This is a genomic window from Streptomyces sp. NPDC086766 (assembly GCF_044746005.1).
In the GTDB taxonomy this organism is placed as follows: domain Bacteria; phylum Actinomycetota; class Actinomycetes; order Streptomycetales; family Streptomycetaceae; genus Streptomyces.
Genome location: NZ_JBIVBI010000003.1, coordinates 485,335 through 497,706, shown reverse-complemented (window position 1 = coordinate 497,706; position 12,372 = coordinate 485,335). Strand labels below are relative to the sequence as shown.

Annotated in this window: 12 protein-coding genes; 4 read left to right on the top strand and 8 right to left on the bottom strand. The window is 74.2% G+C overall.

The genetic code is table 11. The features are described from left to right. Positions 1 to 5 precede the first annotated feature (5 nt). Positions 6 to 392: a helix-turn-helix domain-containing protein gene (locus ACIPM1_RS08110; RefSeq protein WP_402430523.1), complete on the bottom strand. Its 387-nt coding sequence runs from the start codon at positions 390 to 392 to the stop codon at positions 6 to 8. Between the two features lie 264 nt (positions 393 to 656). On the opposite strand from ACIPM1_RS08110, the gene ACIPM1_RS08105 reads away from it, so the two are divergent. Further along, positions 657 to 1,541, top strand: coding sequence for an RNA polymerase sigma factor SigF (locus ACIPM1_RS08105; protein ID WP_402430519.1), 885 nt, complete (start codon positions 657 to 659; stop codon positions 1,539 to 1,541). Positions 1,542 to 1,640: 99 nt separating this feature from the next. Here ACIPM1_RS08105 and ACIPM1_RS08100 read toward each other — a convergent pair whose 3' ends face one another. After that, complete coding sequence (locus tag ACIPM1_RS08100) at positions 1,641 to 2,093, bottom strand: ATP-binding protein (RefSeq protein WP_402430516.1); 453 nt, start codon at positions 2,091 to 2,093, stop codon at positions 1,641 to 1,643. A gap of 241 nt (positions 2,094 to 2,334) precedes the next feature. After that, complete coding sequence (locus ACIPM1_RS08095; protein WP_402430514.1) at positions 2,335 to 3,585, bottom strand: DUF6777 domain-containing protein; 1,251 nt, start codon at positions 3,583 to 3,585, stop codon at positions 2,335 to 2,337. Positions 3,586 to 3,743: 158 nt separating this feature from the next. On the opposite strand from ACIPM1_RS08095, the gene ACIPM1_RS08090 reads away from it, so the two are divergent. Continuing rightward, on the top strand, positions 3,744 to 5,051 hold the full coding sequence (locus ACIPM1_RS08090) for a streptophobe family protein (RefSeq protein WP_402430511.1): 1,308 nt from the start codon (positions 3,744 to 3,746) through the stop codon (positions 5,049 to 5,051). Here the strand turns inward: ACIPM1_RS08090 and ACIPM1_RS08085 are convergent. From ACIPM1_RS08085 to ACIPM1_RS08070, 4 genes are all read right to left on the bottom strand, one after another. Then, positions 5,048 to 6,037 (bottom strand): serine/threonine-protein kinase, encoded by a 990-nt coding sequence (locus ACIPM1_RS08085; RefSeq protein WP_402430508.1) that lies wholly within the window; start codon positions 6,035 to 6,037, stop codon positions 5,048 to 5,050. The genes ACIPM1_RS08090 and ACIPM1_RS08085 overlap by 4 nt on opposite strands. Next, a complete protein-coding gene (locus tag ACIPM1_RS08080; protein WP_402430505.1) occupies positions 6,037 to 6,579 on the bottom strand; it encodes a hypothetical protein in 543 nt (180 codons plus the stop codon). The genes ACIPM1_RS08085 and ACIPM1_RS08080 overlap by 1 nt, the downstream gene beginning before the upstream one ends. Before the next feature lie 10 nt (positions 6,580 to 6,589). Next, positions 6,590 to 8,920 (bottom strand): FHA domain-containing protein, encoded by a 2,331-nt coding sequence (locus tag ACIPM1_RS08075; RefSeq protein WP_402430502.1) that lies wholly within the window; start codon positions 8,918 to 8,920, stop codon positions 6,590 to 6,592. 88 nt (positions 8,921 to 9,008) lie between these two features. Beyond that, on the bottom strand, positions 9,009 to 9,419 hold the full coding sequence (locus tag ACIPM1_RS08070) for a hypothetical protein (RefSeq protein WP_402430499.1): 411 nt from the start codon (positions 9,417 to 9,419) through the stop codon (positions 9,009 to 9,011). 307 nt (positions 9,420 to 9,726) lie between these two features. Between ACIPM1_RS08070 and ACIPM1_RS08065 the strand changes: the two genes are divergently transcribed. Then, positions 9,727 to 10,110 (top strand): nuclear transport factor 2 family protein, encoded by a 384-nt coding sequence (locus ACIPM1_RS08065; protein ID WP_402430496.1) that lies wholly within the window; start codon positions 9,727 to 9,729, stop codon positions 10,108 to 10,110. A gap of 105 nt (positions 10,111 to 10,215) precedes the next feature. On the opposite strand, the gene mgrA is transcribed toward ACIPM1_RS08065, so the two are convergent. Beyond that, the gene (gene mgrA, locus ACIPM1_RS08060) at positions 10,216 to 11,208 is read right to left on the bottom strand and encodes an L-glyceraldehyde 3-phosphate reductase (RefSeq protein WP_402430493.1); all 993 of its coding nucleotides are present in this window, start codon (positions 11,206 to 11,208) and stop codon (positions 10,216 to 10,218) included. Positions 11,209 to 11,336: 128 nt separating this feature from the next. Here mgrA and ACIPM1_RS08055 point away from each other — a divergent pair, with 128 nt between their 5' ends. Further along, a complete protein-coding gene (locus ACIPM1_RS08055) occupies positions 11,337 to 12,251 on the top strand; it encodes a LysR substrate-binding domain-containing protein (RefSeq protein WP_402430491.1) in 915 nt (304 codons plus the stop codon). Positions 12,252 to 12,372 lie beyond the last annotated feature (121 nt).

Below are 12,372 nucleotides of genomic sequence, written 5' to 3'. Positions count from 1 at the left end.
CCCGGTCAGGCGGCCAGGCACAGTCCGCCGGAGCGGGAGACCGGCCGGCCGCGGGCGGGGGCCGCGGTGCGGCTGGTGAGCCGGACCAGCTCGCCCTGCGTGAGGGCCAGCAGGTCGCCGAGGCCGAGCCCGAGGGCCCGCGCCGCGGCCGCGAGGACCTCCGAGGATGCCTCCTTGCGGCCGCGCTCGATCTCCGACAGGTAGGGCATGGAGATCCGGGCCGTCTCGGCGACGTCCTTGAGGGTGCGCTGCTGGGCCAGGCGTTCCCGGCGGAGCACGTCGCCGACGAGGTCGCGCCACAGGGGCTCCCGCGCGGGGGCGGGCGGCCGGTCGGCTCCGGCGGGCGGACGCAGGGGGACGACGCGGGCGGGGTTCGGCGCTTGGGTGGTCACCGTCCCAGACTAGGAGCCGCAGACGCCGGGGGAAGGCGTCCGCCGGGATCGGCGTTCCGCTCTGGGTGAAGCACTGGTGCCGCGGCGCGCCGCTGCCCGTCCGCGGAGCGGGATTCGCCGATCGCGCTCCGGGGGCGCATACTTTTCGGATAGCGGGGTACCGGGGGGTCGCGTACCCGGCCGGGCCGGGGGCGCCGTTCGACGTGTACAGCGTGTACAGACCGAGGAAAGCAAGCTCGCAGCGAGACTTTCGTGGGAGAGGTAATGGACACCGCCGTGATCCGGTCCGAGGCAGCGGCCGAAGAGGCCGGGACGACCAGGACGGGCGACGGACCGCTGCCGGGTGTCGCCGACCCCCGCACGATCGCTCCGCGGGACGCCCGCGAGCTGTCCCGCCACTTCTTCAGGCGGCTGACGGAGCTCGAAGAGGGCACGCACGAGTATCAGTACGCGCGCAACACCCTCATTGAGATGAACATGTCGCTGGTGCGGTTCGCGGCCGGCCGGTTCCGCAACCGCGGCGACGACATGGAGGACGTCGTCCAGACCGGGATGATCGGCCTGATCAAGGCGATCGACCGGTTCGAGCTGTCGCGCGAGGTGGAGTTCACCTCGTTCGCGCTGCCCTACATCGTGGGCGAGATCAAGCGCTTCTTCCGGGACACCACCTGGGCCGTGCACGTGCCGCGGCGCCTGCAGGAGCTACGCGTGGAGCTGGCCAGGGCCCGCGAGGAGCTCTCCAGCCGCCTGGACCGGGACCCCACCGTCGCTGAGCTCGCCACCCTGATGAACCTCTCCGAGAACGAGGTGGTCGAGGCCCAGATCGCCTCCAACGGCTACAACTCCGCGTCGCTGGACGCCGCCCTCACCGGGGACGGCCCCGAGGACGGCGAATCGGTGCTCGCCGACTTCATCGGCGTCGAGGAGGACGGGCTCCGGCTGGTCGAGGACTTCCACTCCCTCGCGCCGCTGCTGGCGAAGCTCGGCGAGCGGGACCGGGAGATCATCCACCTGCGGTTCGTGGAGGAGGCCACCCAGGCGGAGATCGGCGAACGGCTCGGCTGCTCCCAGATGCACGTGTCCCGGCTGATCAAGCGCATCATCACCCAGCTGCGCCAGGGCATGCTGGGCGAGCTCGGCTGCGCCTGACCGACGAGCGCCCCGACGCGACGGTGCCGCCCACTTCAGGGAAGTGGGCGGCACTGCTGTGTCTGGGCCGTGTCGTCGGGGCTGTGCGGGGCCGACCGGTCAGCGCCGGCCGAGACCCACCCGGGCGCACACCCGCTTGCCCACCGGCACCCGCTCCACCGTGACGTCCGCCAGGGCGTGCACGATCTCCAGACCGTGCCGGCCCACGCGGTTCGGGTCGCGGGGGAAACGGCGGGGCAGGGCGGCGCTGCTGTCGTACACGGAGACGAAGACCGCGGTGGCGGTGCCTTCGAGCTCCAGGATGTACGGCCCGTTGCTGTGCCGGTCCGCGTTGGTGATCAGTTCGCTCACGACCAGGAGCAGGGCTTCGGCGGAGCGCGGCTCGATCTCGGCGCACCACTCGCTCGTGAGCTGCTCGAGGAAGAGCATGGCGAAGGACCGCGCCTCCGCTATGCACCCCGGCTCCCCGGTGTAGTGCGCCGCCCGCCGGAGCGGTTCCACGGGAACGTCGAAACCAGTCGGTATCACTGCCCCGTCCAGGTACTCGATCATGCAAGTCTCTCTCGGAAAAGCCGGTCTGGCCGGACACTGTCGCACCTGTCCTCGTACCCCGAGCCGCGCGTTTGAGTCCCGGCCGATCGGCACGACCTCCGGCCGGGTCAGCGTACCGGCTCCGACCAGGGGTGATGCGGGTCAGCAGGGGCCGGCCGCCCGGCCGGGGCGGACGTCGGCGGGCCCCGCGGGACCAGGGTCGCGCGCCGGGCGGCCGGCCGGACGAGTGGCCCGTTTCGGACTACGGCTGCGCGCCGGACGGCGGGCCGGAGGTCGGCGGCGGGGACGAGGGGCCGGAGGCCGGTGGCGGGGACGACGGGGAGGACTGCTCCGGCGAGGACCCCGGCGAGGTGGGCGGGGACGGTTTACCGGGCGACTGGGGCGGCGTCGAGGAGGACTCCGGCGACGGCGAGGAGGTCTCCGGCGACGGCGAGGAGGGCTTCGTGGGCGGCGACGAGAGCGAGGACGGGGCGGTGGAGGTGGCCGGGCAGCCCGGGGACTGTCCCGAGGCGCCGGGCGGGCACGGCGGCCGCGAGCCGGATGGCGGCGGGAGCACGGTCGCGGTGGCCAGCGGCCAGGGGCTCGCCGGCGGCGGCGCCGGGCGGTCGTGGCGGCCGGTGTCGCCGGGCTTCCGGGCGAACCAGTCGTGGTGGCGCAGGTCGAAGACGACGAAATTCTTGACGGTCTTCGGCGAGGGCGTCACGACGACGACGTTCTGCGGCCGGTACGACGGCCACTTCCCGCCGACGTAGCGGGGTGCGGTCTTCTGGGCGACGGGCGGCGTCAGCGGGTTGCCGCAGGCGCAGCGGACCCGGGGCACGCCGTGATCGTCCACGAGGACGGCCGTACCCGCCTGCAGGACGGCCTGGTACGCGGTGGCGGCCCCGTCGCGGTAGCCGTGGTTGGTGACGCGGGTGTCCATGCGCAGCTGGAGTGGGGTGAGGGAGCGCAGCCAGCCGGGGACGTCGCCCGGCCGGACGCGGGCGACGGAGGCGAACGCCCTGTTCTTGGCCGGGTCCGCCGTCAGGGCCCTGATCTGCTGTTCCACGTCGCAGCTGGAGACGTTGCGGGTGCCGCCGTAGAGGCCGGGCGCGCCGCCCTGGACGCTCCGCACCGCGTTGGCGGGCTGCGAGGGCCCGGTCGGTACGGGCGAGGGCGGCGGCGCGGAGTCCTCCTTGGCCGTGGACCCGGTGAAGGGGTCGGGCCCCTTCTCGCCCGCGGACTGCAGGAACACCTCGCCCCGGGCGCTGGAGCCGTCGCCGGAGGTGGTGAGGACGACGGCGAGCACCACGACCGCCACCACGGCGGTGACGAGCAGCGCCATCCGGGGCACCGACGACCACCACGGCCGGTGGGGCTCCGGCGCACCGGCTCCCCCGCCGCCGCCCGTGGGGTGGGACGGCGGACCGGAGGGCGGCTCGGAGGGCCGACCCGACAGCGGGCCGGAGGGCGGGCCGGAGGGACGGCCGGAGGCAGGCGGTTCCGCGGTCACGAGGTCTCCCGAGGTCGACACTTCGCGGCGTATGACCAGATCTCGGCCGCTCTTCCCGCAACGTCACCATTGTGTGCCCCGGTGCGGTGCCGTCCGCAAGCGGACGCGGACGGACCTCCCGGCGGGCGCGCCGCCGCCGGGCTGCTTAGCGTGGCAGCGTGAGTCCGCCGAGCCCCTCCGCGCAGCCGGCCGCCCGCCACGGCTGGGCGCAGGCCGCCGCCACGGCGCTGGCGGGGCTGGTCTCGATGATCGTGGTCGCCGCCCTGGGCCTGTGGGCGGCCGGTGCCGCGGACCTCCCCGACCTGGCCTTTCCGCGGGTGGTCGCCGCGACCGTGGTGACGGCGGTCGGCGGCAGCGTGGCGCTCACCGGCACGGCGGGCGACCTCGCCCGGACCCATGCCGGGATCACCGTGATGCCGCTGTCGGTCACCCTGGTGGGCGCGCTTGTCGTCGCCGCGGGCTTTCTGCGGCCGCTGCGGCACCGGGCGGTGGCCGGGGTGCGGGAGCTGGCCGGGTGGGCCGCCCGGATCGCCGCGGTCTGGCTGGTGCTGCTCGTCGTCCTGGCGCTGGCCGCCCGCCAGACCTTCGCCGTGGATCTGGGCGAGGGGCTGCTCGGCGACATCGGCGACTTCCTGAACGCCTCGCCGCGGGTCGGGTTCGCCGCGCAGGTGCCGTCGACCGCCGTCCTCGGGCTGGTGTGGCTGGCGGGCGTGCTGGTGCTGGCCCTGCTGGTGTCGCGCGGGGCGCCGCTGCCGCCGAGGCTGCTGCGGTTCCAGACGTCGGTGCGCCCCGCGGCGTACGCCATGGTCGTGCTGCTGCTCACCTACGTCGTCCTGGGCGTCGTCGTCGCCCTCGTCACGGCGGTGACCCGGGGGCATCCGGCGCAGTCGCTCGCGGTGATCCTGCTCGGCCTGCCGAACCTGGCCTGGCCGGCCCTGACCATCGGGCTGGGCGCCACCTGGAACGGCCGGGTGGACGGCCCGTTCGGACTGCCCATGCCGCATCTGCTGGACGAGGTGCTGCGCACCCCGGACGTCTCCGCGCTCAACCTGCGCACGCTGGCCGAGCACGACGGCAGGGTGTGGTGGCTGCTGGTGGCCGACGCGGTGCTGCTGCCGGCCGCCGCGTTCCTGATGGCCTGCCGCTCACCGGCCCGGGTGCGCCTGTGGCGGCACGCCCTGCGCATGGCCCTCGCCCTGGCCCTGACGGTGCTGATGATCTGCCTCGTCGGCCGGATCTCCGCGCACTACGGGCTCTCCCTGTTCGGCATCGGCGACCTGGGCGGCGGGCTGTCCGGGGAGCTGCTCCTGAGACCGCGCCTGTGGGGCGCCCTGGGCCTCGCGGTGCTGTGGGGCCTGGCCACCGGCTTCCTCGGCGCGCTGCCGGCCCGGCGGGTACGCCGGCCGGGCGAGATCGACGACGGTGAGGACGGCCGTGCCGAGGGGGGCGGTGCCGAGGGCCGCTAGCGGGCCGGGCCGAACACCGGGCGGGCCCAGCGTGGCGGATCGGGGGGTCTGCCCGGCCCCTCGACCACCGGCAGATCCACCTCGGTCGCCGGGTGCCCCGCCGTCGTGCCGCCCGCGGCGGCGGTGCGCAGGGCGTCGACGAAGGCGCGGCAGGACTCGTAGCGGTCGTCCGGAGTCTTCGCGAGCGCCCGGGCGAAGACGTCGTCGACGGACGCGGCGAGGTCGGGGCGCTCCCCGGTCAGCGCCGGCGGCTCGTCGTACTGATGGGCCCACAGCAGGGCCATGTCGTCGTCCCGCCGGAAGGGCGGATGGCCGGCCAGCATCTCGTAGACCACGCAGGCGAAGCTGTAGACGTCGCAGCGCGCGTCCACCGGGCGCCCGGCGATCTGCTCGGGGGCCACGTAGTCGAGCGTGCCGACGAACTGGCCGACGGAGGTGAAGCCGCTCAGGGACAGGGACTTCTTGGTCAGTCCGAAGTCGGCGAGATAGGCGTGCTCGGGATGGTCGCTGTCGGTGCCGCGGGCCATCAGGATGTTCCCGGGCTTCACGTCCCGGTGGACCAGACCGTGCTCGTGTGCGGCGTCCAGCGCGGACGCGATCTGCGCGGCGATCCGCGTGGCCGCCGCGAGCGGCAGCGGGCCGCGCGCGTCGAGCAGGTGGCGCAGGTCGCTGCCGGGGACGTAGCGCATGGCGATGTAGAGGACGCCGTCCGTCTCGCCCGCCTCGTAGACGGGCACGATGTTCGGGTGGTCGATGGCGGCGGCCGCCCGGGACTCGTGGATGAAGCGCTGCCGGAAGGTGTCGTTGCGGGCGAGTTCGGGGGCGAGCAGCTTGAGCGCGACCGTGCGGTCCAGGTTCAGGTCGCGGGCCCGGAGGACGACGGCCATGCCGCCGCGCCCGATCTCCTGCTCGATGCGGTACCCGGCGAGCTCCTTCCCGACCAGTTCCGAGGGGCGCCCCGAGAACAGGCCGGTGTCGTGCGGCATCAGGACTCACCGTCCGCGGGGACCTCGCGGGTGGCGCCGGGGCCGGCGCCGGCGGGGGCCCGCGGCTCCCGGTCGGCCGCGTAGGTGGCCGTGCGGGCGCCGTCCGCGTACACCCACCGCCCCTGCTCCGCGTCGTAGAGCCACATCGACTCGCCGTCGACGACGATCCCGATCCGCAGCCCCCGGGTGCGGTGACCGAAGGTCTCACGGTCGATCCCTCCGCCCGTCAGGTCCTCCACGGCGACCCGGTAGCTCGCCAGGGCGTGTTCGGCGCGGGCGAGCAGCGGGCGCGGGTCGCCCGCGCCGAACGGTCCGCCGGGGCCGGGCGGGTCCTGCGGCACGGCGACCAGGCGGCGGCCGTCGACCCAGGCGGACCAGCCGTTGGCGCACACCACGCGTCCCCAGTCGCCGCGGCGCTCCGCGAGTTCCACGGGCAGCAGCGGGTCGAGGGGCACCGTCGGGCGGTCGGGGTCGGGGGCCTCCCAGGCCGGCATTCCGTCCTGGGGGACGACGTGGGTGGGGCGGAAGCCCGGGGTCGTCATCGCGCCGCCCTCACTTCCGCATCACCGCGGGCTCGCGCAGGCGCAGCAGCCGGGACACCAGGTATCCGCAGAGCACGGACAGCACCACCAGCATCCCCATGTTGATCAGCCACACCCCGGGCGTGTGCCGGAACAGCGGGTCGGCGGTCTGGGGGCCCGGCAGGATGCGGGCCAGGCCGATCGTGTCGGCCATCGCGGCGAACGCCCAGCGGGAGGGCACCAGCCAGGACAGCTGCTCCAGCACGGGGACGCCGTGCAGGGTGACCAGGGCGCCGCACAGGACGACCTGGACGATGGCCAGCAGCACCAGCAGCGGCATCGTCACCTCCTCCCTGCGGACCAGGGCGGACACGACGAGGCCGAACATCATCGCCGTGAACGCGAGCAGGGCGACGGCGAGGGTGATCTCGGCCAGCGGCGGCAGGAAGACCCCCCGCCCGCCGGGGGCGTTGAGGTCCACGCCGAGCAGGGCCACCAGCGTCAGGACGACCGCCTGGAGCACGGTCACCGTGCCCAGGACCACCACCTTCGACATGAGGTACGCCGATCTGGACAGGCCCACGGCCCGCTCCCGCTGGTAGATCACCCGCTCCTTGACGAGTTCGCGCACGGCGTTGGCGGCACCCGTCAGCACCGCGCCGACGCACAGGACGAGCAGGGCGGAGGTGGCCTTGTCCGCCACCAGCTCGCCGCCCGCCAGGACGCGGGCCATGGCCCCCATCACGAACGGCAGCGCGATCATGACGATGAGGAAGGTCCGGTCCGCGGCGAGCACGGAGGTGTAGCGGCGGATCAGCGTGCCGAGCTGCGCGCCCCGGCTGCGGGGCCGGGGCGGCGGTGCCGCGACGACGGGCACGGAGTCCGGCTGCGGCGGCTGGGCGGTCGCGTCGACGACGTACTGCCGGTGGAACCGCGAGGCGCGGTACTGCTCGGCCCAGTCCCGGTCCCGGTCCCGTTCGAAGGCTTCGAACGCTTCCGGCCAGTGGGCGAAGCCGAAGAAGTCCAGGGTCTCCTCGGGCGGCCCGTAGTAGCCGATCCGGCCGCCGGGGGCGAGCACCAGCAGCCGGTCGCAGACGTCGAGGCTGAGGACGCTGTGGGTGACCACGATGACGGTGCGGCCGTCGTCGGCCAGCCCGCGCAGTGTCTGCATCACGGAGCGGTCCATCCCGGGGTCGAGCCCGGACGTCGGCTCGTCGAGGAAGAGCAGGGACGGCTTGGTGAGCAGTTCCAGGGCGACGCTGACCCGTTTGCGCTGGCCGCCGGAGAGGCTGTGCACGGGCTGGCCGGCCCGCTGTTCCAGGCCCAGCTCGCGGAGGACCTCCTCGACCCGGGCGCGCCGCTCCTCCGGGGCCGTGTCCTGCGGGAAGCGCAGCTCGGCGGCGTAGGCGAGGGCGTCGCGGACGGTCAGCTGGACGTGCAGGATGTCGTCCTGGGGCACCAGGCCGATGCGCTGGCGCAGCTCGGCGTAGTCGCGGTAGAGGTCGCGGCCGTCGTAGAGGACCGTGCCGTGGCCGGCGGGCCGCTGTCCGGTCAGGGCGTTCAGCAGGGTGGTCTTGCCCGAGCCGCTGGGTCCCACGACCGCGAGCAGGCACTTCTCCCCCACCGGGAAGGACACGTGGTCGAGCAGGATCTTGCGCCCCTGGTCGACGGTGACCGTGAGGTCCTGCACGTCGAGCGAGACCTCGCCGGTGTCGACGTACTCCTGCAACTGGTCGCCCACGAGGCGGAACGCCGAGTGGCCGATGCCGACGACGTCGCCGGGGCCGATCGGCGCCCGCTCGACGAGCTGCCCGTTGAGGAACGTGCCGTTGTGGCTGCCGACGTCGACGATCTCGTACGTGCCGTCCGCGTGGGCCCGCAGTTCGGCGTGCCGGCGGGAGACGACCAGGTCGTCCAGGACGAGGTCGTTGTCCTCGGCGCGGCCGATGCGGATGGTGCGCGCGGGCAGCGGCCGCACCGTGGTGGGCTGCCGGAAGAGCGCGGTGGGTGCGGCCGCGGCCGGGGGCCCGGTCGGTGCCGGGGAACGGCTGACGAGGACGGCGCGCGGTCCGTCGGCGGGGTTGCCGAAGCGGATCACGCTGCCGGGTCCGACGTCCCAGTCGTCGATTCTGCGCCCGTCGGCGTAGGTGCCGTTGGTGCTGTGGTCGTCGTGGAGCGTCCAGTGGCCGTCCTTCGGGCGCAGCACCGCGTGGTGCCAGGAGACCCGGGCGTCGTCGAGGACGACGTCGCTGAGCGGGTCGCGTCCGACGTGGTAGGCGCGACCCGGGGTCATCACTGTCGAGCCCGTCTCCGTCTCGAGGACGAGCTCGGGCGCAGTCGGCGCGACCGGCCGCTCAGCCATGCCAGAATTCTAACGATGTGCCCATATCTGCGCCGTTCGACGCGAGCGTCCGGCCGCCGGAAGGGACGTCAGGTCACCGGGAGGGAGGTCAGGCCACCGGGAGGTAGAGCCCGGGGACGGTGCGTTGCATCCGCAGGGCGTCCACCGACTCGGCGAGCAGCTCGTACTCGGTGGTGTCGTCGCTGGCGGCGACCCGCACCAGCCGTCCGGCGGCCAACTCGTCGGCCACCAGTTCCTGCTGGACCAGGTCGGCGCACCAGCCGCGCAGAATGCCGGGGACGTCGGGGACCGACTGCGGGACCGGCACGAGCGCGCTCGCGGGGACGTGGGTGGTGTGGGGGCCGGGGTCGAGCCGTTCGGCGATCCAGGAGGCGCGGTCGCGCAGCCACCACAGCGCCAGCGCCAGGGTCGGCGCCCGGTAGGTGCCGAGCGGTACGCCGATGCGCCGGCCCCCGCATACGCCGTACCCGGTGACATGGCACAGGAATTCGTCGTGCACTGCTCCTCCCCCGTCGTGTCGTGCGCCTGCCGGCTCTGCCTCGCTCTCTCCGCGGCTCCTGTGCGGTGAAGGTCCCTGACCTTTGAGTATGTTGACTACTGAAACACTGTCACCACGACTTTCCGGCCAGTTCCCTGGCATATTCCGCGCGACGCCTGGCCGGAACGACGCGCCTCCACGCACCCCGGGGCATTACCCCGGTGGTAATCGACCGCCGCGGCACGGACCGGCAGGGTGGTCGCATCGGGCCGCCGGTCACGGCGGACCCGGTTCCAGCAGAGACGACCTCGACGGAGGCTGATTCGCCATGTCCGCTCACACCGACCGCCACGACATCGCCGTCGCCCGCTACTTCGAGGCCTGGAACGCCACCGGGCCGCAGGCGCTGGCCAAGGCGGTGGCCGCCGCCTGGACCCCGGACGGCACGTACACCGACCCCCTCGCCGACGTCGGTGGGCACGAGGGGATCGCCGCCGTGATCGCGGCGGCCCAGGAGCAGTTCCCCGGCTTCTCGTTCCGCCTCGCGGGCACCGTCGACGGCCATCACGACACGGCGCGCTTCTCCTGGGAGCTGGTGAGCGACGCGGACGGCACGGCACCGGTCGCCGGGTCCGACGTGGTCACCCTGGACGGCGAGGGGCGGATCCGGGCGGTGCTCGGGTTCCTGGACCGGGTGCCCGCCGGGGCCTGAAGGGCGGTGCGGGCGGGGTCCGCCGCCCGGCGGCACCGGGAACCGCACCCGGATCGGCGGTGGGGGCGGGCGCCGCGTCGGCACCCGCCCCCATCGCCGAGCAGGTCACGGCTTGACGAGCGCGTCGATCCGCGTCAGCTCCTCCGCGTCGAAGTCCAGGTTGCCGATCGCCGCGACGCTGTCCTCCAGCTGCCGCGGGCTGCTCGCGCCGACCAGCGCGGAGGTCACCCGGCCGCCGCGCAGCACCCACGCCAGCGCCATCTGGGCCAGCGACTGGCCGCGGGCCCCGGCCATCTCGTCCAGCGCGCGCAGCCTGCCCACCAGCTCCTCGGTGACCGCGTCGGAGTGGAGGAAGGGGCTGTCGCTCGCCGCCCGCGAGTCCTCGGGTATGCCGTCGAGGTAGCGGCCGGTGAGCAGGCCCTGCTCCAGCGGGGAGTAGGCGATGGAGCCGACCTGGAGCTCGTCGAGGGTGTCGAGGAGGCCCTCGTCCTCGGGGCGGCGGTCGAGCATGGAGTAGCGCGGCTGGTGGATCAGCAGCGGGGTGCCCAGCTCCCCGAGGATGCGGGCGGCCTCACGGGTCTGCTCCGGGGAGTAGTTGGAGACGCCGACGTAGAGCGCCTTGCCCTGCTGGACCGCGGAGTGCAGGGCGCCCATCGTCTCCTCCAGCGGAGTGTCCGGGTCGAAGCGGTGGGAGTAGAAGACGTCGACGTACTCCAGTCCCATCCGCCCCAGGCTCTGGTCGAGCGAGGACAGCAGGTACTTGCGGGAGCCCCACTCGCCGTACGGGCCCGGCCACATCAGGTAGCCGGCCTTCGTGGAGATCACCAGCTCGTCGCGGTACGGCGCGAGGTCGGCCCGGAGCGCCTCGCCCAGCGCGGACTCGGCGGCGCCGGGGGGCGGGCCGTAGTTGTTGGCCAGGTCGAAGTGGGTGACCCCGAGGTCGAAGGCCCGCCGCAGGATCGCCCGCTGGGTCTCCACCGGGCGGTCGGGGCCGAAGTTGTGCCACAGGCCGAGCGACAGCGCGGGGAGCTTCAGGCCACTGCGTCCGGTGCGCCGGTAGGGCATGTCCGCGTAACGGTCGGGGTGGGCGGTGTACAACGCGACTCCAGAGGGGTTGGCACTGCGGGTGACCGGTTCCGGGGAACCGGCGTCCCACTCTCGCGCGACCTGCGGGCAGTGGTCCAACAGAAGAATCCGATGGAATTCAGCGGATACGCTTCTCAGTCATGGAACTGCGTCACCTCCAGCACTTCGTCGCCGTCGCCGAGGACCAGCACTTCACCCGGGCCGCGGAGCGGCTGATGGTGTCCCAGTCGGGCCTGTCGGCGTCGATCCGGGCGCTGGAGCGGGAGCTGCGCGCCCCGCTGTTCGTGCGCACCACCCGCCGGGTCACCCTCACGGAGGCCGGGCGCGCCCTGCTCGGCGAGGCGGAGCGGATCCTGGCCCAGGTCCGCTCGGCGCACGAGGCGGTGGCCGCGGTGCAGGGCGTGCTGCGGGGCACGCTCGCGCTCGGCACCGAGCAGTGCATCGCGGGCGTGCACGTGGCCTCGCTGCTCGCCGCGTTCCGCAGGCGGCACCCGGACGTGGAGATCCGGCTGCGGCAGGCGGGGTCCGGCGCGCTCGCGGAGGAGGTCGCAGCCGGACGGCTGGATCTCGCGTTCGCCTACCGGACACAGGACGACACCGACCAGCTGCGCTCGGTGGCGCTCACCAGTGAGCCGATGACGGTGCTGTGCCACCCCGACCACCGGCTCACCGCGCCCGGCGCGGTCCTCGCCCCCCAGGACCTCGGCGGCGAGGTCTTCGTCGACTTCCACCCCGACTGGGGGCCGCGCCGCACCACCGACGCCGCCTTCTCCGCGGCGGGCGTCCGGCGCACGGTGGCCCTGGAGGTGAACGACGTGCACAGCCTCCTCGACCTGGTCGACGAGAACCTCGGCGTCGCCGTCGTCCCCCGGCACTTCCGGCACAAGCGCCCCACGCTCACCGCGCTGCCGCTCAAGGGCACCGGCGAGACCGAGTACGAGACGGTCGCGCTGCTGCCCCCGCCGCAGGCCACCAGTCCGGCGGCCCGGGCGCTGATGGCCCTGCTCGAGACCGGCGGCCCGATCCCCTCGCCGGACGCCTCTGGCGAGGGCTGACCCGACGACCGGGTGACGGGGCCGGCCGCACGAGCGGGACGGCCGGGCGCGCCCCGGGCAGGGCCGCCCCGGGCCGGCGCAGGCGCGCCCGGGCGGGCGCGGCTCGCGGGAGCCCGGTGGG